Source organism: Gemmata sp. SH-PL17, from assembly GCF_001610855.1.
In the GTDB taxonomy this organism is placed as follows: domain Bacteria; phylum Planctomycetota; class Planctomycetia; order Gemmatales; family Gemmataceae; genus Gemmata; species Gemmata massiliana.
Genome location: NZ_CP011271.1, coordinates 2,808,126 through 2,825,385, shown reverse-complemented (window position 1 = coordinate 2,825,385; position 17,260 = coordinate 2,808,126). Strand labels below are relative to the sequence as shown.

19 protein-coding genes and 1 tRNA gene are annotated in these 17,260 nt (G+C 62.7%); 4 read left to right on the top strand and 16 right to left on the bottom strand.

Annotated features, from left to right (window positions below; translation table 11 throughout):
* Positions 1-14: 14 nt before the first annotated feature.
* On the top strand, positions 15-1,943 hold the full coding sequence (locus VT84_RS38410) for a hypothetical protein (protein ID WP_157469443.1): 1,929 nt from the start codon (positions 15-17) through the stop codon (positions 1,941-1,943).
* Positions 1,944-2,066: 123 nt separating this feature from the next.
* Here VT84_RS38410 and VT84_RS38405 read toward each other — a convergent pair whose 3' ends face one another.
* Entirely contained in the window at positions 2,067-2,240 is a 174-nt protein-coding gene (locus VT84_RS38405) for a hypothetical protein (protein ID WP_157469442.1), read from the bottom strand.
* Between the two features lie 155 nt (positions 2,241-2,395).
* On the opposite strand from VT84_RS38405, the gene VT84_RS11720 reads away from it, so the two are divergent.
* Positions 2,396-2,650, top strand: coding sequence for a helix-turn-helix domain-containing protein (locus VT84_RS11720; protein ID WP_082839637.1), 255 nt, complete (start codon positions 2,396-2,398; stop codon positions 2,648-2,650).
* A 269-nt stretch (positions 2,651-2,919) separates the two neighbouring features.
* Positions 2,920-3,213 carry a hypothetical protein gene (locus tag VT84_RS11715; protein ID WP_082839636.1) on the top strand — a complete coding sequence of 98 codons (294 nt, stop codon included), beginning with the start codon at positions 2,920-2,922 and terminating at the stop codon, positions 3,211-3,213.
* On the opposite strand, the gene VT84_RS11710 is transcribed toward VT84_RS11715, so the two are convergent.
* The 15 genes from VT84_RS11710 to VT84_RS11640 form a co-directional block, all read right to left on the bottom strand.
* Positions 3,210-3,911, bottom strand: coding sequence for a hypothetical protein (locus VT84_RS11710; RefSeq protein ID WP_157469441.1), 702 nt, complete (start codon positions 3,909-3,911; stop codon positions 3,210-3,212). The two genes, VT84_RS11715 and VT84_RS11710, sit on opposite strands and share 4 nt — an antisense overlap.
* 210 nt (positions 3,912-4,121) lie before the next feature.
* Positions 4,122-5,642 carry an IS66 family transposase gene (gene tnpC, locus VT84_RS11705; protein ID WP_162271604.1) on the bottom strand — a complete coding sequence of 507 codons (1,521 nt, stop codon included), beginning with the start codon at positions 5,640-5,642 and terminating at the stop codon, positions 4,122-4,124.
* A gap of 47 nt (positions 5,643-5,689) precedes the next feature.
* Complete coding sequence (gene tnpB / locus VT84_RS11700) at positions 5,690-6,049, bottom strand: IS66 family insertion sequence element accessory protein TnpB (protein WP_082838828.1); 360 nt, start codon at positions 6,047-6,049, stop codon at positions 5,690-5,692.
* Entirely contained in the window at positions 6,043-6,471 is a 429-nt protein-coding gene (gene tnpA / locus VT84_RS11695; RefSeq protein ID WP_082838827.1) for an IS66 family insertion sequence element accessory protein TnpA, read from the bottom strand. The genes tnpB and tnpA overlap by 7 nt, the downstream gene beginning before the upstream one ends.
* Positions 6,472-6,526: 55 nt before the next feature.
* Positions 6,527-6,733 (bottom strand): hypothetical protein, encoded by a 207-nt coding sequence (locus VT84_RS11690; RefSeq protein WP_082839634.1) that lies wholly within the window; start codon positions 6,731-6,733, stop codon positions 6,527-6,529.
* Between the two features lie 75 nt (positions 6,734-6,808).
* Positions 6,809-7,216 carry a hypothetical protein gene (locus VT84_RS11685; RefSeq protein ID WP_082839633.1) on the bottom strand — a complete coding sequence of 136 codons (408 nt, stop codon included), beginning with the start codon at positions 7,214-7,216 and terminating at the stop codon, positions 6,809-6,811.
* Positions 7,213-7,614, bottom strand: a complete 402-nt coding sequence (locus VT84_RS11680) for a helix-turn-helix domain-containing protein (protein WP_082839632.1) — start codon at positions 7,612-7,614, stop codon at positions 7,213-7,215. The genes VT84_RS11685 and VT84_RS11680 overlap by 4 nt, the downstream gene beginning before the upstream one ends.
* A 75-nt stretch (positions 7,615-7,689) precedes the next feature.
* Complete coding sequence (locus VT84_RS11675) at positions 7,690-8,046, bottom strand: hypothetical protein (protein ID WP_082839631.1); 357 nt, start codon at positions 8,044-8,046, stop codon at positions 7,690-7,692.
* A 393-nt stretch (positions 8,047-8,439) separates the two neighbouring features.
* Positions 8,440-11,229 (bottom strand): hypothetical protein, encoded by a 2,790-nt coding sequence (locus VT84_RS11670; protein ID WP_082839630.1) that lies wholly within the window; start codon positions 11,227-11,229, stop codon positions 8,440-8,442.
* 395 nt (positions 11,230-11,624) lie between these two features.
* On the bottom strand, positions 11,625-11,807 hold the full coding sequence (locus tag VT84_RS40750) for a hypothetical protein (protein WP_239465792.1): 183 nt from the start codon (positions 11,805-11,807) through the stop codon (positions 11,625-11,627).
* Between the two features lie 345 nt (positions 11,808-12,152).
* The gene (locus VT84_RS11660) at positions 12,153-13,448 is read right to left on the bottom strand and encodes a tyrosine-type recombinase/integrase (protein WP_082839628.1); all 1,296 of its coding nucleotides are present in this window, start codon (positions 13,446-13,448) and stop codon (positions 12,153-12,155) included.
* A gap of 117 nt (positions 13,449-13,565) precedes the next feature.
* A tRNA-Asn gene (locus VT84_RS11655) sits at positions 13,566-13,637 on the bottom strand.
* Positions 13,638-13,721: 84 nt separating this feature from the next.
* Positions 13,722-14,315 carry an ISAs1 family transposase gene (locus VT84_RS41680; RefSeq protein ID WP_255359565.1) on the bottom strand — a complete coding sequence of 198 codons (594 nt, stop codon included), beginning with the start codon at positions 14,313-14,315 and terminating at the stop codon, positions 13,722-13,724.
* Positions 14,206-14,880 carry an ISAs1 family transposase gene (locus VT84_RS41675; RefSeq protein ID WP_082839626.1) on the bottom strand — a complete coding sequence of 225 codons (675 nt, stop codon included), beginning with the start codon at positions 14,878-14,880 and terminating at the stop codon, positions 14,206-14,208. The genes VT84_RS41680 and VT84_RS41675 overlap by 110 nt, the downstream gene beginning before the upstream one ends.
* 35 nt (positions 14,881-14,915) lie before the next feature.
* A complete protein-coding gene (locus tag VT84_RS11640) occupies positions 14,916-15,308 on the bottom strand; it encodes a hypothetical protein (RefSeq protein ID WP_082839625.1) in 393 nt (130 codons plus the stop codon).
* Between the two features lie 256 nt (positions 15,309-15,564).
* On the opposite strand from VT84_RS11640, the gene VT84_RS11635 reads away from it, so the two are divergent.
* Positions 15,565-17,072 (top strand): ISNCY family transposase gene (locus VT84_RS11635; RefSeq protein ID WP_204249811.1). Its coding sequence is split into 2 segments (ribosomal slippage): positions 15,565-16,450 and positions 16,450-17,072, totalling 1,509 coding nucleotides; the frame shifts between segments, so codons are not numbered across the junction.
* Positions 17,073-17,260 lie beyond the last annotated feature (188 nt).

Here is a 17,260-nt window from a genome sequence, read left to right as displayed (position 1 = left end):
CGGATCACACGCCTGTGTTGAAAGGGATGGATGCTTTAGGCCGACCGGCCGAAGCGACAAATCTCTATCAAGCAGCGTTGAAATGGCGCGTTAAGCAAGAGAATTGGGACAAAGCAGCCAACATTGCAATCAACTTGAGTTCGGTAAAATTAGCTTTAGGTGATATCTCGGGTGCAGTGGCAACTGCGAGAGAAAGTGTCAACCATGCAGAAAGGCGAGAGGTGCCGTTTATAAAGCGGACAAGTCGGACGGCACTTGCTACTGCCCTGCATCAAGCTGGCCACTCGGATGAAGCTCAGCTATTGTTTCGTCAATCCGAAGAATTACATTCCGCAATTCAAGTTCGAAAACTACTGCTCACATCCCAATACCCGAGTTTTGAAGACTCATATCCGTTTCTCTCCGGACTTGGGGGCTTTCAGTATTGTGAGTCTCTACTTGCTCACGCTGAGCGCGAGGCATGGCAGCAAGTGCTGCACCTTCGTGATGCCCCGTCCGATGTTATTCCAATCGAATCTTGCCGACAAGTCACGGAGCGTGCCACACCAGGAACTGAGAATGAAACCGGCAGATGGATACAGGACGTTGGATTGGATCACCTCACACTAGAAAGGGCCATGCTCTATCGATCGATTCTAGAAAGTGCAACTCCTGAGCTAAATGATGCGATGTTTCGTTCTGTCGAACGTCTTCGGCGCGGTCGGTCGAGCAAACTCGCTCTTGGATTACTCACGCGCGCGTGGTCGCGAGCATTTAATAGCCCCGAAAGGGCTCAAAGCGATCTAGATGAGGCATGGGAAATAGCCGCAAGTGGCCCAATGCCGTTACTGCAGGCGGACATTTACCTGTATAGAGCGCGGCTGTTCGCACATGTGACTCCGTACCCGTGGGCAGAGAATCCCGACGCGCCCCCGCGCGGCCCCAAAGACGACCTTCAATCGGCCCGGCACCTGATCGAGAAACACGGATATTGGCGGCGTAAAGAGGAACTCGAAGATGCGGAAATGGCGTCGAAAAACTGGCCTAATGCTCAAATAGTTCGGACGATAACTCCTTCATCCAACTTCCTTGAAAAGGCGCACATGTCAGTGGCAACCAAAACGGTTCTTGAACTCGATCTTGTCGGCTACAGCACAATCGCCGCGGAGTTGGAGCACAATCTAGGAGTCGAAACAAGCCCGCAACTGAACAAACAGATCCAAAATCTTATCGACAGTGGGCTATCAGTCATTGGCCTCGAACGCAAGACGGCGGTAATGCAGACGACCGGAGACGGGGCAATTCTTGTGTTTGATCATGCGTCGCAGGCGCATGATTTCGCCGAGGCGGTGACGCGAGCTACCCGTGCTCACAACGCTAATAAGCCAGTAGGCACAAGTAAGCGCGTGTTTAGAATCGGCATTGCCACGGGCGATCTGGTAATGGAGGCGAAAGAAAGCGGAGGCTTCGAGATTGGCGGTATTGCCATCTCTCGCGCTGTGAGACTGGAGACAAAGGCTAAGCCGGGTGAAGTATTATGCGACACTTACACATTTAGTGTTCTAACTGAAGAGCAGCGGAAGCGATATTCAAAAGCAGAGACAGTTACAGGCAAGCGTGATGAGAAATTTGAGGCGCACCGCGCTGAGTTAAATCCAGATGGTGTAAAGGATACGGCGCCTTTTACTTCGTCAGGTAACCCGCCAACACCTCCAATCAGACCAGATCCATTTACGCAAACATTCGATGAAATTCGCAGGGAAATTATTAAGCTAATCAAGAAATTGAGGCCACTTCAATTCGATCAATTGATATTCCTTCTTAACGTTCCTATCGGGCAGCGTCCTCCAGAGGCACTGAACTTAGATTCAAAGATGAACAACCTCTTGAAGTGGGCGGATGAAGCAGGGCAAGTTGCTAGCCTTCTATTGGAGTTGCGATTTGTTATTGAAGAAGGGAATTGATGCCTCTCTTGACTGGGGCTAGAGTTTTTCTCTGTCGACATCTTGAAATTGAAAGATCTTAAAATGTGAGTCGCGTCGCCGATGGCGAGGCGACTCACATGCGTTGTAAACGGGGACGAAGGATCACTCGCGTTCACGAACCGGGAAGATGAGGACGTGGCACCCAATAGCTTCGAGATCGGCCGCGGTGTCCAGGGCCGTGTGGTACGGTAAGGCTGCGTGCATAAGTTCACCATCGGCGACGATCGCGAAACGACCGGGGACGTCCTTGCGAAAGGGCAATGTGCTCGGTAACATTTCAAACGATTCCTAGTTAAGTTAGGGATCTGCGATGCGGCGGGGGTGCCAGCCCCCGCCGCATCGAACTGCGGTCGCAACATCCGACCGCCCCAAACAACCTAGCGAAATCGCTATGTTTGTAAAGGCACTTATTGCTGTCGGGGCGGGTTTTCATGGTTATCGTGGCAAATCAGAAGAAACCAAGTCCGTTGGGCGCTCGTATTCGGGCGCTTCGCGAGGCAGCCGGCATCACGCAAGAAGACGCCGCGGCGGCGGTTAGCGTCCACGTCCAGACGTACATGCGATGGGAACGCGGCGGGTCCGAACCGTCATTCACCGCGCTGCAACAACTCGCGGCCGCGTTCGACGTGACTCTGAACGATTTCGCGACGGAACCGGGAGCGCGGTCGGAAACCGACGAAGAGTAGCCCACTGCTCGCGAGAAATTCGCAACGCCTCAATCAATGTCATTGTGACGTTGATTGAGGCGTTGCCGCTTTTAGCTTTGCGACACGCCGTATTGCAGAATGCGTCGCGAATTCGCCTGTTTCTTTGGCCTGATCGCTCTGATATTGTGCTCCGTTGCGGTCGACCGCTCAAGAGCATGCGGGGCCGAAATGGAGGCGATACGGTGTTTAGAATCAACGTTCTTGCGCATATAATCGGTATCCTTTTCCTCGTGGCAGGATACCCGAACATGGCCGACGGAACCGAACCCAACAAGTTCGACAAGAAGCTGAAACTCGAAGTCTTTGACAAGAACGGCAAGTCACTCGAAGTGGTCAAAGAGGTCGAGGTTTACACGAAGGGCGACCCAGCCAAAGACACGTCGATCTCGTGGCATGCGAAGACGAAGACGCTTGCCGGGAACAAGGTCAACCCCGGCGATAAGCTCACCGACGCACAAGGCACGGTTTGGGTTGTCAAAAGCGCGTCCACAGTCGGCCAGGGCGAAATCTGGATCATCAAGTGCGAGAAAAAGAACCCCTAGCTCACCTTAAACAAGTCGTTCAGATCGATGCTGTTATAGATCGACACCCCGTCGTCGAGTTCGTCGGCGGGTTGAACGCCGCTGCCCGGCTTACCCACGAAGTAGAACCCGCTATTCGTGTGGTCGGTCGGGTCCATGAAGTACACCCAATTCCACCCCGAAGGCTTGAAACTCAGTTCAAACGTGATGTCCCACTCGTACCCGTTGCCGAGCGGTGAGTGCCGGCGGATGGGTTTGAAGCCGGAGAACAGCACACATCCTTGTGGCATGCCGAACATTTCGGCGCTGTTGATCTTCCCCAAGAACTGGTCATCTCCTTCGTCGCTGCCGAATACCCGCTGCCACAGCGCACTTCCGGGTTGCAGCGCTTCCTCTGGGAGTCGGTGCCACGTCACACTCACCACCGCGGACGGCATGATCTTACCAACGTTCATCGGGATCGACTGACCGTTCGGGGCCGCAGGAGTGCCGCGCTGCCACACGAACGCCGCCCCGGGCAGTTGGAGGTATTCGCCCGCAACCTCAAAGGCGTCACGACTCACGTAGCGGATGGTCTCGTCATCACCCGCATCTGCAACGTCCTCATCTGTCGCCTGTGCGAACTGCATATGCTCGTAAAGGACGCTAAATTCGCAGTCCTGGAACACGTTGAGCTGTTCCGCGTTGAACTCGTACCCCTCTTCGGAATCGATTGGCACTTCGTTCCCGATCCACTTGTGGCCACGCGCGGCAAGAATCTTGGTCGCTATCAATTTCCGGTACTTGGGGTGCGCCTGCGCGGGCAATCGGGACAGCTTCGTCGTGCCCGAATCGTCGTAGATCTGTAAGCGCCCGGCGAAATGCAGTCTTGCCGGGTGGCGATGAATTTCGCACGCGAGAGCCTGGTCCGCAACGGAAGCCGACTTGAGCTATGACGTGCGCTGGGCCTGTGCCCAGGCATCGGGGAGCAGTTCCGCGATGCGATCCGATGGGTGTGACGGGTGCCGCGTGAGGACATCCGAGAGGTAGGACCACGGGTCAATCCCGTGGCGCTTGCAGGTCGTGGTGAACGAGGTCAGGATCGCGGCCGTCGTACCTCCGACATCACTTCCCCAGAACAGCCAATTTTTTCGCCCCACGGCGACACCGCGCAAGGCGCGCTCGGCCGCGTTGTTGTCGATCGCCAGGTCGCCGTCGGTGACGTACACGTTCAGCGCCGCCCACTGGTTCCGCGCGTACGTGATCGCCTGCCCCAGCGGGCTCTTCGGTAGCACTTCGGCGCGCGTCGCGTCGAGCCACGTTCCCAGCGCGTGTAAGACCGGTACGGATTCGCGCTGACGCCGTGACCATCGGTTGTCACGGTCGAGTTCCTGGGCCGAACGCTCGGTGTCGTACAGGCGCCGGATGAACGCCAGGGCTTCGAGTGACCGCCGTGTGTCGCTCTCCTGCGCCTCGACGAACTTGCGACGCGCGTGCGCCCAACACGCGACCTCGGTGGCGCCCGTGGCATAGAGCCCGTCGTACCCGCCGAATGCGTCGGCCTGAACGTACCCCTTGTACCCCTTCAAGAACGTCTGCGGCCCGTCGCGGCTGCGGCTGGGTGTCGCGTCGTACACGATGTACGGGTTGCGTGCGTCACCGACGTACACCCAGATCCGACCCGTGCGGGTGCGGTTCCGTGTCCGGTCCAGAACGGGCACCGGGGTGTCGTCGGTGTGGATCACCTTCGCGCGTCGCACCCGCGCACACATCACGTCGTAGATCGGCTGCAGGACCGCGGCGCAACCGGCCAGCCAGTCGCACATCGTCGAGCGCGCCAACTCCACGCCGTGCCGAGCCAGAATGCCTTCGAGCCGGTAGAGCGGGAGGTGGTCGGCGAACTTGGCGGTGATGATCTGGGCCAACAGGCCGGGGGCGGCGACCGATTTGGGCAGCGCCTCGCGTGGCATCGGGGTGGCGACCAGTTGCGCGTGACAGTTACGACAGGCGTACTTCGGCCGCACGTGCTCGACGACGAACAGACTTGCGGGCCGGTAGTCGAGTCGCTCGCTGATCTCTTCGCCGATGCGTACGCGCGAGCGACGGCAGCACGGGCAGAGCTTCTCGGCTTCGGCCACGTCGTGTTCGATGCGTCGTCGCGGCAAGTCGCGTGGCAGGCGTCGGCGCCCGTGGCTTCGCTTAGGGCGTGTGTCGCCGCTCCCGGTGCGTGGCTCGGGTACGGGCGTCAATGACAATGCGTTGTCACGGGTCGCGCTCGTGTCGAGTGAAGTCGTGTCCGGAACCTTCTCGGACTTCGGTCCGTAAAGTCGGCGCAGGAGTTGATCGAGCCGGATGCGAAGGGCCGCGCTCTCCTGGCGCTCGGCGGCCAGCGCGTCGAGCAACTCCCGCACCATCGCCTGGAGCGTGCGCGGGTCGTCGGGGAGCGGGTCGTCGGGCCGGGGAAGCGTCATACCCTTCCGACGAGCGAAAGGCCGAAGAGTTGCGAACGGGGAGGACATCAACGTGGCGTGGGCCGCTGGTAGCGCTTGCGCCGCTCGACGGAGTTGAGCTCGATCCCGCCGAGGATCAGTGCCAACTCGGTGGCCTTCACCTCGACCGCGGCACCATCGGTGTCCGCCGCCGGGAATTGGAACGTGCCTTCTTCGAGCCGCTTGGCCCAGACCGCTAGGCCGTCCTCGTCCCAGTAGAGGAGCTTGAGTCGATCCCCGCGCTTATTGCGAAAAACGAACAGATCGCCGGCGAGTGGGTCTTGCTTGAGGTGCTCGCGTACGACGGCCGAGAGCCCGTCGAAGCTCTTGCGCATGTCGGTCGGCGTGGCGCACACGAACACGCGCCCGGGCAGCGCGAGGCTCAGCACGGTTGGGCCTCCAGGGCGGCGACCACGGCACGCAGGTGGGTCGCGTCGTAGCCCGGTGGGACACGCAGGACGTGACCCGAGCGGAGCACCAGTTCGAGTGGGGTGTCGGGTACGACGCGCAGAGCCACGAAACGCGGCGTTGTCGTCGAGCTACGGCGCGGCGCGGGCGTTGTGGGTCGTGGCCTCGGGGCCGGCGCGAAACGGCGCCGGGATACGGCGGTGGGCTGGGGAGTTACAGCGGGCTTGGGGACGGGAGCACCGTCGCGAGCGGCGATCTCACGACGCCACGCGTAGAAGGACGGCTCGGAGAGTCGGTGCTTGCGGCAGAAGTCTCGGATGTTCAGACCGGACGAGGTCCAGGTCGTGAGCTTCGCACGCCAGAACTGTTCGAGCTTGGGGTCACGCAGGTGGGGTCGAGGCATGAGGAGCACTCCCGAGGAAATGCTCCATCGTACCTCACCACGCAAGACCTGGACTTCACCGGACGGTTACGTAGATCTGCGCGTGGCCGAGGAAAAAAGCGAATACGGCGGAACGGTGCTCCCAAGCACACAGGAAAGTCCTCTCTGCGTGGCTCGAATCGACTTCAAACGCTTCGGTCGGACTTCCACCGTCGCGAACGCCGCGCTCGCGGATCTTCCAACTCTTAATCGTCGCGACGTCCGGCGGCTCAATCGCGGGCATCTTTCACTCCTGTTCGATTTGAAGAACAATTTGGCGAAAGAGTATATGATTCCGCCCGCGATTTTGAAACAGTTGCTACTGGCGCTTCCGCGGTTTTGGCTTCGGTTTCGCGGCGCGCGCCTTCGCTTTCGCGTGAAGCTCCCGGATGAGGTCCGCGCTCACGGCCGCCTCGATCTGGAGCCAGTAGCGAATCGGCGTCATCGGATCGGCTCGCACGCGCTCGCGGCACTCGTTGCACCACCGGCACGGTCCACGGGGATCGCGCGGAAGGCACGCGGGATTGGCGCCCACGTCCCCATGTGAGCTGACCTTTAAATACGGCTCGCACCACGCGCACAGACAATCGGTTTTGTGGTTGGCCAGATTCAGCGGCTTCGGCAGCGGCACAGGCGGTAGCCCGCGAGCCTTTCGGAGCCGGTTCGCGAGAGCGTTCAACCGCTCAAGGGTATCGGTCGTGCTGGTGATTTGTTTCTTGCGCTTCATAGGTGGACCTCCTGTTGTGCGCCGTACTCTTCGAGCCGGGCTTCGAGCGCGGCGAGCCGCGGTTGCACGTCGGTAAGCTCGTGGACCTTCGTAGCCAGTTCGACGAGCGCGACCGCCGCGCGCACCTGAACGGCCTCGTTTGCGGCATTGTCCACGAGGTGCAGCAGGCGTTTCACCGCGTGCGGGACGCCGCCCCGAAGCTCGTCGGCCGCGGGCTGCCACTGTGCCGCGCGTGCTTCCAGGAGCAGCGCCTTCACCGCGGGCGCGCGGAGGCGCCGGTACACGGTCTGCGACGAGACGCCGACCGCCGCCGCGACCTCCGTCACCGTTCGTCCCGCTGCGACCAACTCCACAATCTCGCGGTCGCGGGTATCAATTACATGCTCATCGTTAGACATTTTATCACCTTCGTGCGTGCGTAAATTGTGTCCCCTACGCCCGGCTGCCGTGCAGCCGGGGCGGGGGAACGAACGTTAGTAGAGCAGCAGTGCGTTGAGTGCCTCGATCGCCGCTTCCTGTCGGGCGACTTCATCGAGCCGGGCGTTCACGAACGCCGCGATCTCGCTCCCGAGCGCATCCAGTTTCGCCTGCGCGTCGGCGGTCAGCACTGCAATCGCGCTCTGCCGGTCGGATAGGTTTCCGGCGTTCCGCACCGCTTCGTCGATCGCGTTGTGGCTCGCGATCTTAACGAGTTGAAGTTCTTCAAGACGCGCGATCGCGTCCCTCGTCGAGAGCGGAAAGTAAACGGGGATCGTGAGCGCGCTCCGACTCGCGTTGCCCGTCAGGGTCAGCTTCGGTGCGCCGACCTGGGCGGAAGTTGTCGTGCTCATTACCAGACTCCTGTTAAGGGACCAAACTGCGGTCACCGTGACCGCGGAAACCAGTTCAACCAAGAGCCAACAAAAACTCACACTTCGCTTGCAAATTGAAACGCTTATCAATTGGATCTTTAATCGCGATCTTGGTTACAGTTGCCCGCACTGCGATCGAGTACAGGTGACGAGGTGACAGGGGCAGTTTTCAACCCTGTCACGCATTGAACTCCAAGAGCTACAAGCGGTTGGAGCGAGGGCGTGACAGGTGACAGGGGGGAAGCGTATTACCTACTTCTCTCTGGCAAAGGCATCTGTGTCTCTCATTAAGAGAGAGATCCTTAGCTGTACTTAGTTTCTAAGTCACTTACCCTGTCACCCTGTCACTAACCAGTTACAACCCCTGTAATTTCAAGCCTTTGAGCCGGTGACAGGGTAAGTTGTCGCCCCTGTCACCGATCCGTCACGCCTGTCACCCGACTGCCGTCCGTGCTTGCCCGACTTCGCGGCTCTCGACTGCCCGACAAGATCGCGTAGCTCGGTCGCTTTCTTTCGCGCGCGTAGCCCACTCGCGTCGGGCAGGTCACCTCCGACCCAAAAGTACACTCGCGCGGTGTTCGTTCGACCGCGCACGATTTGCGGGATCTTGCCCGCGTAGCGCCCGACTTCGGCGAGGGCCGCCGCAGGTTTGCGGCGCCCGGTCCGGTACAGAGCACCGTCCGCGATCATCGCCACCTCCTCGACCGTCAGTTCGATCACCGCCGATTCGAGTTCGTCGCGCGGAACCGCCCGTTGCGTCGCGAGGTAGGTTCGGAACGCTTCGGCCAGCGCTTCGGCGTTCACGTCGTCGCTATCGGCCGCGTCGCGCCGCTCCCCTAGCTCCCGTAACACAGCCTCGAACTCCGCGCGATCGGCACAGCACCCGGCCAGAATCTTCGTCTCCCACAGCGACCACCGGCTCAGCCCCGGCGCGGACGCCCAATCGAGTGTCTCGGCTCGGCGGATCACGTCGATCGCGCTGGCCCACAACTCGGCGTGATAGTCCGGGTTGGTGCGGTATTCGTTCACATTGTCGCCCCAACGCAGGTCGCGCGTGCTCGGACGCGCGAGGCGGATCGGAACCACGCGCTGAGCGAAGTCCTTGCTCAATGACCCGCCGTTCATAGTGAGAAAAATCGTGTGGTAGTTCCGAACCCGCCCCTCTCCCGCGTACAGTTGACGGCCCGAGTGTTCTTCCGCGGTGATCAACCCTTCAAAGTCCCCGTTGCTCAGTTGATCGGATTTGATGTTGTCCAGGATGATGACCCACTTGCCCGTTCCTTCCGGGGACAAGATGCGGGTCCGAAGGTCGCTCACCGTGCTGTCCTGCGTGAACGACAGCGCCCCGCCCGCGTGTGCGGCATTGCATTCCGCCGCGGTAGATTTACCCACACCCCGCCCGCCCTCGGCATCGTCCTCCGGCGCCGTGAATAGAAACACGGGGCGCTTGCCCGGTGGCCCACCCCAACTCAACGTGACGAACGCGGCTTTCAGCAGCACCCGGTCGACGGCCGCTGCCGGGTTAAATTCCCCAATGAAGCGATCGAGAACGTCGTAGTGCGGGCACTGGCGCTGCGCCGCAGGCAACGGAACCGACTCGACGCAGAACATGTCCGAAGGCATGGGGTATCGCGGGCGCGGGAAGTACCCGTGATACTTGGGCACAAGGGCGCGCACCGCGCCGGGCATATCGTCCCAGACGGGTAACCCCGTCCCGTCCCGCCACACAATCGGGTACTGTGCGTTCCGCACCACCCGCGCGACGTAGGCGTGTAGAGCCTTCGCGGTGGAAATCGCAACCACGTGCCCGTCTTCGACCGCGAACAAGCCGCTGGGGAAGCTGTTGAGCGTGCTCCCGACCGCGGCCACGATGTCGGCGGCGATGTCGTTGACGTTCCGGCCGACGATCTCGAACTCATGAGGGGCCGTTCCGGTCGGGTCGGCCGGGAGATCCGCCACCTGAAACGTATGTTCGTCTGCCGCCCCGAGTTCGTTCCACATTTGGAGCAATTGGTGCGGTGTAACCCCGAGTGCGTCCGCGATCGCGCGGCGCCGCTTCTCGCTGGTCGGATTCGCCCGATCGCAGAAAACCACCGCACCGTTTTTGCACCCCTCGATCGTAACTGTGTTGTTCTTGGCGGGGTTGCTGAACCTTACGACATCGGTCTTGCGGTCTGCGGGATCGCACTTCGCGGTGGCTTTCGGCCGTTCGAGGAAGTTGGCGATGGTGTTCACGGGCAGCATCGCCCGATCCGCCTTCTTACGCGCGGCCTCGACGTCCGCGCCGGCTTCGCGGGCACACGAGAAGACGGCCGCCGAGTACGCGGGCTTTAGGATCGAATCGGGTATGCCCGGGAACCGTTTACGAAGGTGTGGTGCGGTAACCTCCCACCGCGATCCCTGTTGCATCATCCGGAGGAGCGGGCTGTCCGAGGCGGGCGCCGGTGCGCGGGCCGTGTCGTCTGGGACGAGCGCGGTGGACGGAGTGAGGCCCGGGGTCGGCATCCGACCGAAGGTTAACCCCTTGCCCAAACACCGGTAGCACATGAGGCCTTTTTCACCGACCTGAACCGGGTTCACGGATGACGACGGGCCGGGGTCGATCAGGCACTCTTCGTGTGCGATGCGCTGCCCAATGTGCCAGCCGCGCGTTTCGAGCCACGCGCCCCATTTTTCCGGATTTGCTTCACGACGCGGGCGAAAAATCAATGTAAAGCCGGATACGTCGGTGTTTGGAGTCTGGACGTAGACCGGGCCACCCAGAGCGCCACCGTGCTTGGTCGAGGGCGACTTCGGGTTGCGTGTATTTCGTAGTGTTTCCACTTTCGCTCGCGGGTCTTTCTCTCGCCACGCGATCGCGCCCACAGCCGCGAGTTCTTCCGCGGTGTACCCATCAGCCGCAGCGTAGAATAATTTGCAGCCCATACCGTGCGAAAGGTGGTAGGCGAATGGCCGCGGTTGAAGTTCCGCGGCGCGAATTTCCGTCAATTCGGGACGCGGTTGATACAGATCGTGGTAGTCCCCCTCCGCAACACACAATTTGTCTTTTCTCGCCCACTCGATGACTTCGTCCCGCAAGTCACTCGTACTCAAAGCCACCAAAATCGCGTCTTGCGGCGTCTCGCCGGTGATCGATACCGCCTCACGTGCGGGTGTGTGCATGGCCCGCTTGTGAACCGTAAACGACGTGTCCGCTCCGAGAGGCTGCGCCCCAGCGACGGTTTGAACGTCGTCCTTCCGTAACGGGGCGCCTTGCTCGAAATCAGCTGCAATTGAATCGATTGCTAATTCTGTCGCTTTATTTTCGTCACTTGTGTGCGTAGAATTCATTGTCACTCCTGTTACTGCTCCGGGTGGCGCCGGGGCCGAAGCACACCGCACGCGGGGCGGTGTGCTTTCGTTTTGGCTCCGCGCGTTCTGGGCTTCGGGTTCTCGGAAATCGCTCAATGCTCAAGCGACCATTGAGCGGTTTCGGCTTCTGCCGTTACTGCGAGGGGAGTTCACTCAGGAACATTTCCACGGTGCCGGAGGGTACCGCCTCCGCGATCTGTTGAGCGTCAGACGCCCAGGAGCGCGAGCGTCGCGTTTGCAGCGGCGACATCCCGTTCCCGTTCCGCGGGCGTTCGCGGGGCCGTTGGCGTCGCGGGGAGGTGCGCTTCCGTCATGGCGGCGATGAACTCCTGAACCCATTTCTCCGTGGTCGCCCATCGCCCGCCCACGCGCACCGCTTTGAGCTTCAACCACGTACCATCTGGGAGACGGGAACCCTTCTGTACGTACCGTGCTGGCGTCGACGGATGGGGACAGCGTCCACCGCGCCCGGCATTACCGAACAGCCGCGCGGCCGCGGCCATGCCGATCAGCTTTTCTCGGAGTTCCGTGGTGAGATCGTTCTTGCTCGTTGTGGTGAGGTACGTGCGGTATAGGGTCGTAGAGTGTAATGCCCGTTTTCCGCACAAAACAACGCGCGCGACGCTAGGAATTACGGGCTTTCAGACTTGCACCACGAATCGCGATAGGAAATGCAACGGCCGCTGCAATTGGCGTTGCAGCGGCCGTTGTGAGTGGTCGTTATGAAACCGCGCTCACCCGATCTTGGCCGCGATCGCGACCGCGAGGGCGTCGTTGCGCTCACTGTACACTTGCGTCACATCCGCCTTCGCGTGACCGAGCAGCACTTGCGCCGCTTCGAGTCCGTGTTCCTTCCGTACCCGGGTCGCGTAACTGTGGCGGATCTGGTTCGGGTGGAACCGGTGCTCCTTCTGCCAGAGCTTCAACTCGGCGCGCTGGTCCACTGTTAACCGGGCGCGCCACGCGGCGATCGTCTCCCCGTCCCGTCGGGCCAGTGGTGCCGGGGGCGGGAACGCGCGCTCGCACGCCTTCGCCACCGCGTGCCCGTAGGAGCACACGTCGTACAGCGCCGCGGGTACGCGATCCGGGTGCTCCTGGCGCGGGCGCGCCGACGACGGGTAGCGGGGCGTGACGCGCGCCGCGGCTCGGGCCGCGCGGGACTCCGCAACAGCCGCGGCGGGGGAGAACACGTACTCGTTCGGGTCGTCGGTCTGGAACTCCGCGAGCACGGCTTGCGCCTGCGGCCCGATCGCGATCGTTCGGGACTTCCCGCGGTGCGCGGTCTTGTGCTTGGCGGGCTTGAACAGCCACACGTCGCCGCTCGTGTCGAGGTCGCACCGGCGGAGCGCGCACGCCTCACCCGGTCGGCACCCCGTAAACCGTTGGAACCGGACTAACCCGGCCACGTGGCGCGTCAGGAACGGGAGCACCGCGTCCACGACGTTATCGGGCACGGGCTTGATCGGCTCGCGCTCGATCGCGTTGGACCGGCCCGCCTGAAGCCCCGCGACGGTTTGCAGGGCGTGAAATATGGACGCGGGAACCAGTTCCTCGGACGCGCCCCATTTGAACACGCGCTTGATGCGGCTGACGCGCTTGTTGATTTGCCGGCGCTCCCACTTCGCGGCGACCATCGCGTCCCGAACTGCCTTGAGAGATTTCGGGCCGAAGTCGCGCGCGAGGGTGCGCCCGAACAGGTCGCGGAGTGGGCGAATCCCGACCGCGTAGTTGTTGAGTTCGGACGTGGGGCGCCCGTCGGGGTGCCGGTAGTGGTCACGGGCAAAGAGCATGAATGCAGCGAGCAGTTCCGTCACCGTCAGATCGCGTTGTGGTGACGGCGCTGGCACTACCGATTGTGGCGATTGCTCCGCTTCTGCAGCCAGTGTTGCGAGGATGCGTGCGTGTTCGCGTCGGCTCTCGGGTGAGCCGTAGCGACCGAGACTGACCCATTTGCCACCGACCCAGCATCGGGCGGTATTTGTGGGTTTGTGGTGCTTGTACGCGGGTTGCAGATTCTTGGGACGTGGCATTTGCAAACGCTCCGGAAGAGTTTTCGGGTAGGAGCTACCCGGAAACCAGCCCTTCCGACCGCGCTCGCGAACGTCGCGAGGTAAGCTAAGTGCTTCAGCCGCCGTAACTTCTGTCAGCTCCCCGACTTGGATTCGAACCAAGAACCTAGCGGTTAACAGCCGCTCGCTCTACCGTTGAGCTATCGGGGATTGAAGACCTAAATCTAGGTATAAATCTCGCCCGCATACATGACAAGATGCGAAGGAAACTTTTCCCCAGGCAGGGCCGTTCCTTTATTCACCTTGCGGGATGCCGATAAGCGCCTGTGCTTGGTCCGGGTGTATTTGAAGTTGTTCGATGGCCTCGGGACAACTCTTGGCCCGGACTCCGGACAACAAATGAACCACGGCATTGCGCAAGGCCGCGAGAATCTGAGGGGCGGCGCCCTTGCGCACCCGGCACGCGTCCTCGCCCAGAGTTACATCCCGGACGTAATGCAACGGATTCTCGATGCGCCAGTGATCCCGAACCAGGCCCAGAAGTGTCGCCGCGTCCGCTCGCTCCGCCGAGAGGCTGGTGATCCCGTGCACCACCTCCACCGTCCGCGCGCCCTTCACCATGCGCTCGCGCGTTACCTTGAAGCCCTGTTTGAGTCCCTTCCACATCGGGCTCACCGTCAGGATCCGCGTGACCTCAAGGGTGCGCGTCTCCCGACGCCCGTGGCCCTTGTCCGTTGAGGTGGCCGACCGGCCCGACGGCGCGGGCGTCGGGACCGGTTCAGGGGGAAGTAGCCGCCGCGATCGAGCGCGCGGCGGCCTCGAACGCGAACCCGCCCTCGATGTCGATGACCAGGGCCGGTTGGTTGTTCTTGGCCACGAGGACGTAATCGCCCCCGGCTTCGATCACCTGTTTCGCCAGATCCCGTTGGCAGAACATCGCGTCGCCCGTCACCACTTTGCCCGTCAGGGGCAGGATCCCCAGCAGTTCCAACGCGGCCTTGTGTTCGTTGGTCCGGGAATCGACGCGCACCTGAGCTAGAACCGCCGCGACCGCCGGCGCGAACGCGGCGACCAGGTGCAGTCCGGGCACGTCCCCGTCGCGACTCCCACGTAGGGTCTTGCCGTCGAGCGCGAGGTGTTCAAACGCGGCGGGGTCGATGCGCCCCTCGATCCAGCGCGACAGGGCGCCTTCGAGTTGTTGCGCGTCGAATCGTCGGAGCGTGCGCGAGAGCGTGGACGTGGTAGGCGTTTGGCCCCGTCGGAACCCGAGTGCGTGGGCCAGTGGGGTTCCGTGTTGTCGCCCGAATCGCGCGATCCCGGAGAGGCTCTTGCGTCCCATGAGCAGGGCCAACGCGACGAGTCCCAGAACGGCAGGCAAGGGGTGGACACGACCGTGGCGACTGCGTGGGTCGGGGAGCGTGGCGAGCGCGTCGTACAGGGTGCGAGGGGGCATGCGCAACTCCGGGACCAAGAGGCAACGCGCCCCGATTACCCAACCGCACTCAAATCCACAACATGAAACAAGGAACGGCCCTGCGAGCGCCCCAACGTCACGTTCACGGCTTCGGAACTGGCCGCCCGCGTCCTCGGACACCACTCGAACGCGCCACGGGCCGCGTCCGCGGAGGAGGCCTCGACGGCGGCGTGGGCGTCACCGGGCCGACCCGCGGGGACGACGCCCTCGGGGCCGACGCGATCGATGCCCTGGAAGCGCGTCTGGCTGAGGTGCGGGAACTCCGGCAGGTGCGGATCGGCGACCCGACCCGGGACCACATCGACGACGAGTTGGAGGTCGAGGAGCGCCGGATCAGCGAGTTCCTCCGGCGCAACCGGGACCGCACCGGGCGCGCCCGGAAAATCGGCGACCAAGCGGAGCGGCACATCTCGCGAAGCCGACACTGTTCACCGGCCGCACAATCGTCTACCGCCCCGGGCCCGCGGTGCAGTGGTCGGCCGACGGCTGACGGCTCCGAAAAAAGGCCAGGCAGGCAAACGTGTCTGGATCGGAAGTGGCGGCTGGTTTAACCTTTAGGTCGGCCTCCGAGGACGACCGATGAAGAAGGCGAAGACCGCGGAGCCAACGATCACCCGCGACCTGACGCCCGAGCGGGCCGCGTGCCCGTACTGCGGGCGGCCCATGTGGGCCGATTATGCGGCCCGCCGCACGGTCCACACCCTGACCGGTGTGACCCGTTTGAATCTGACCGTTCGCCGGTGCCGGACCGCGGCGTGCGCCGGTTACAAGAAGCCGTACCGGCCCGAGGCCGAGGGCTCGTTCGCGCTGCCCCGGCACGAGTTCGGGCTCGACGTGATCGCCCTGATCGGGCGCCCGCGGTACGCCGAGCACCGGTCCGTGCCCGAGATCCGGACCCACTTGGTCGCCCGGAACGTGTCGGTGTCCGAGCGCACCGTGACCAACCTGCTGGACCGGTACGACGAGTTGCTCGCCACGTCCCTGACCGACGATCACCGGGTCCAGAAGGTGCTGGCCGCCCAGGGCAAGGTGATCCTGGCCCTCGACGGGCTCCAACCGGACGTCGGGCGCGAGGTGCTGTGGGTGATCCGGGACGTGCTCAGCGGCCAGATCCTGCTGGCTAAGAGCCTGCTGTCGGCCCGGAACCAAGATCTGGCGGCCCTGCTGTCAGCGGTGAAGGGGGCGTGCGGGGTGCCGGTCGCCGGGGTCATCTCCGACGGCCAGCACTCGATTCGCAAAGCCGTGGCGCGGGCGCTCCCCGGTGTGCCCTACCAGCTGTGCCAGTTCCACGACCTGCGGGAGGCCGCGAAGCCCATTTATGAGGCCGATCGGCACGCCAAGGTGGCACTCAAGAAGAAGGTCCGCGGGGTGCGCCAGATCGAGCGCCAGGTCGAGGGGCGAACCGATCCCGAGGCCGGCGCGGTGCGCGGGTACTGCTCGGCGGTACGGAGCGCCATCACCGACGATGGGCGGCCCCCGCTGGACGCGTCGGGGCTCAAGTTGCACGCCCGACTGAGCGCGGTCGCCGGGAGCCTGGGGCGGGTCAAGGCCAAGGGGGCGCGCCGCCCGAGCTGACGCGCCTGGAGAGGATCCTCCGGGGCGCCCTGAGCGCGGCGGGTGGGGCGTTCGCGCCGTTGTACCTGGCGTTCGGGTGGGCGCACCGGGCGGCCCACATCCTGGGCCAAGTCGAACTCAAGGGGGCCGTCGTTCGGAGCCAGTTGAGCGGGCTGCTGGGCGCGATGGCGCGGCACCGGGGGGCGGTCGGCGACCTGAGCGGGGCCGTGGATCAGTTCGTGAAGGTGAGCCGGAGCTACTGGCCCGGGCTGTTCGCGTGTTACGACACGCCCGGGGTGCCACGGACCAACAACGACCTGGAGCGGGCGTTCGGGAGCCACCGGTATCACGAGCGCCGGGCCACCGGGCGCAAGGGCGCCAGCCCGTCGCTGGTGCTGCGGGGCGCGGCCAAGTTGATCGCCGGGCTGGCGACCCGGTCACGCGAGGTGACGGCGGCCGACCTAGCCGGTGCGGATCGGGCCGCGTGGAAGCAGTTGCGGGCCGAATTGGAGACCCGGCGGGAGCGGCGGGTCGAGCGGAGGCGATTCCGGCGCGCCCCCGACGGGTACCTGAAAGCCCTCGAAAACAAGCTCATCCAGTCACGTTTGCCGGCCTAGAAAAAGGGGGCGCCGATCCGCAGGTAAGCAAAGCTCCCGGTGTAGCTTCTCTGGGAAGGGTAGCTCCGACCCTTCCCAGAGAAGCTACACCGGGCGGTCGGTGCTCAATTGTTTCAGTCGGTTATTGATTTCGCGATTCAACTGAACCAAGTCATCCGGAACGAAGTTCGCCAACTGACCGTACTTGA

Bases quoted from the DNA above. Each gene is read 5' to 3' on its own strand.
- VT84_RS11715 (WP_082839636.1), top strand. From the start codon at position 2,920: ATGGCCGACGGAACCGAACCCAACAAGTTCGACAAGAAGCTGAAACTC.
- VT84_RS11685 (WP_082839633.1), bottom strand. From the start codon at position 7,216: ATGAAGCGCAAGAAACAAATCACCAGCACGACCGATACCCTTGAGCGG.
- VT84_RS11690 (WP_082839634.1), bottom strand. From the start codon at position 6,733: ATGCCCGCGATTGAGCCGCCGGACGTCGCGACGATTAAGAGTTGGAAG.
- VT84_RS11660 (WP_082839628.1), bottom strand. From the start codon at position 13,448: ATGCCACGTCCCAAGAATCTGCAACCCGCGTACAAGCACCACAAACCC.
- tnpA (WP_082838827.1), bottom strand. From the start codon at position 6,471: ATGCCTCGACCCCACCTGCGTGACCCCAAGCTCGAACAGTTCTGGCGT.
- VT84_RS41675 (WP_082839626.1), bottom strand. From the start codon at position 14,880: ATGCCCCCTCGCACCCTGTACGACGCGCTCGCCACGCTCCCCGACCCA.
- VT84_RS11720 (WP_082839637.1), top strand. From the start codon at position 2,396: ATGGTTATCGTGGCAAATCAGAAGAAACCAAGTCCGTTGGGCGCTCGT.
- VT84_RS38405 (WP_157469442.1), bottom strand. From the start codon at position 2,240: ATGTTACCGAGCACATTGCCCTTTCGCAAGGACGTCCCCGGTCGTTTC.
- VT84_RS11680 (WP_082839632.1), bottom strand. From the start codon at position 7,614: ATGTCTAACGATGAGCATGTAATTGATACCCGCGACCGCGAGATTGTG.
- tnpC (WP_162271604.1), bottom strand. From the start codon at position 5,642: ATGACGCTTCCCCGGCCCGACGACCCGCTCCCCGACGACCCGCGCACG.
- VT84_RS11670 (WP_082839630.1), bottom strand. From the start codon at position 11,229: ATGCACACACCCGCACGTGAGGCGGTATCGATCACCGGCGAGACGCCG.
- VT84_RS11675 (WP_082839631.1), bottom strand. From the start codon at position 8,046: ATGAGCACGACAACTTCCGCCCAGGTCGGCGCACCGAAGCTGACCCTG.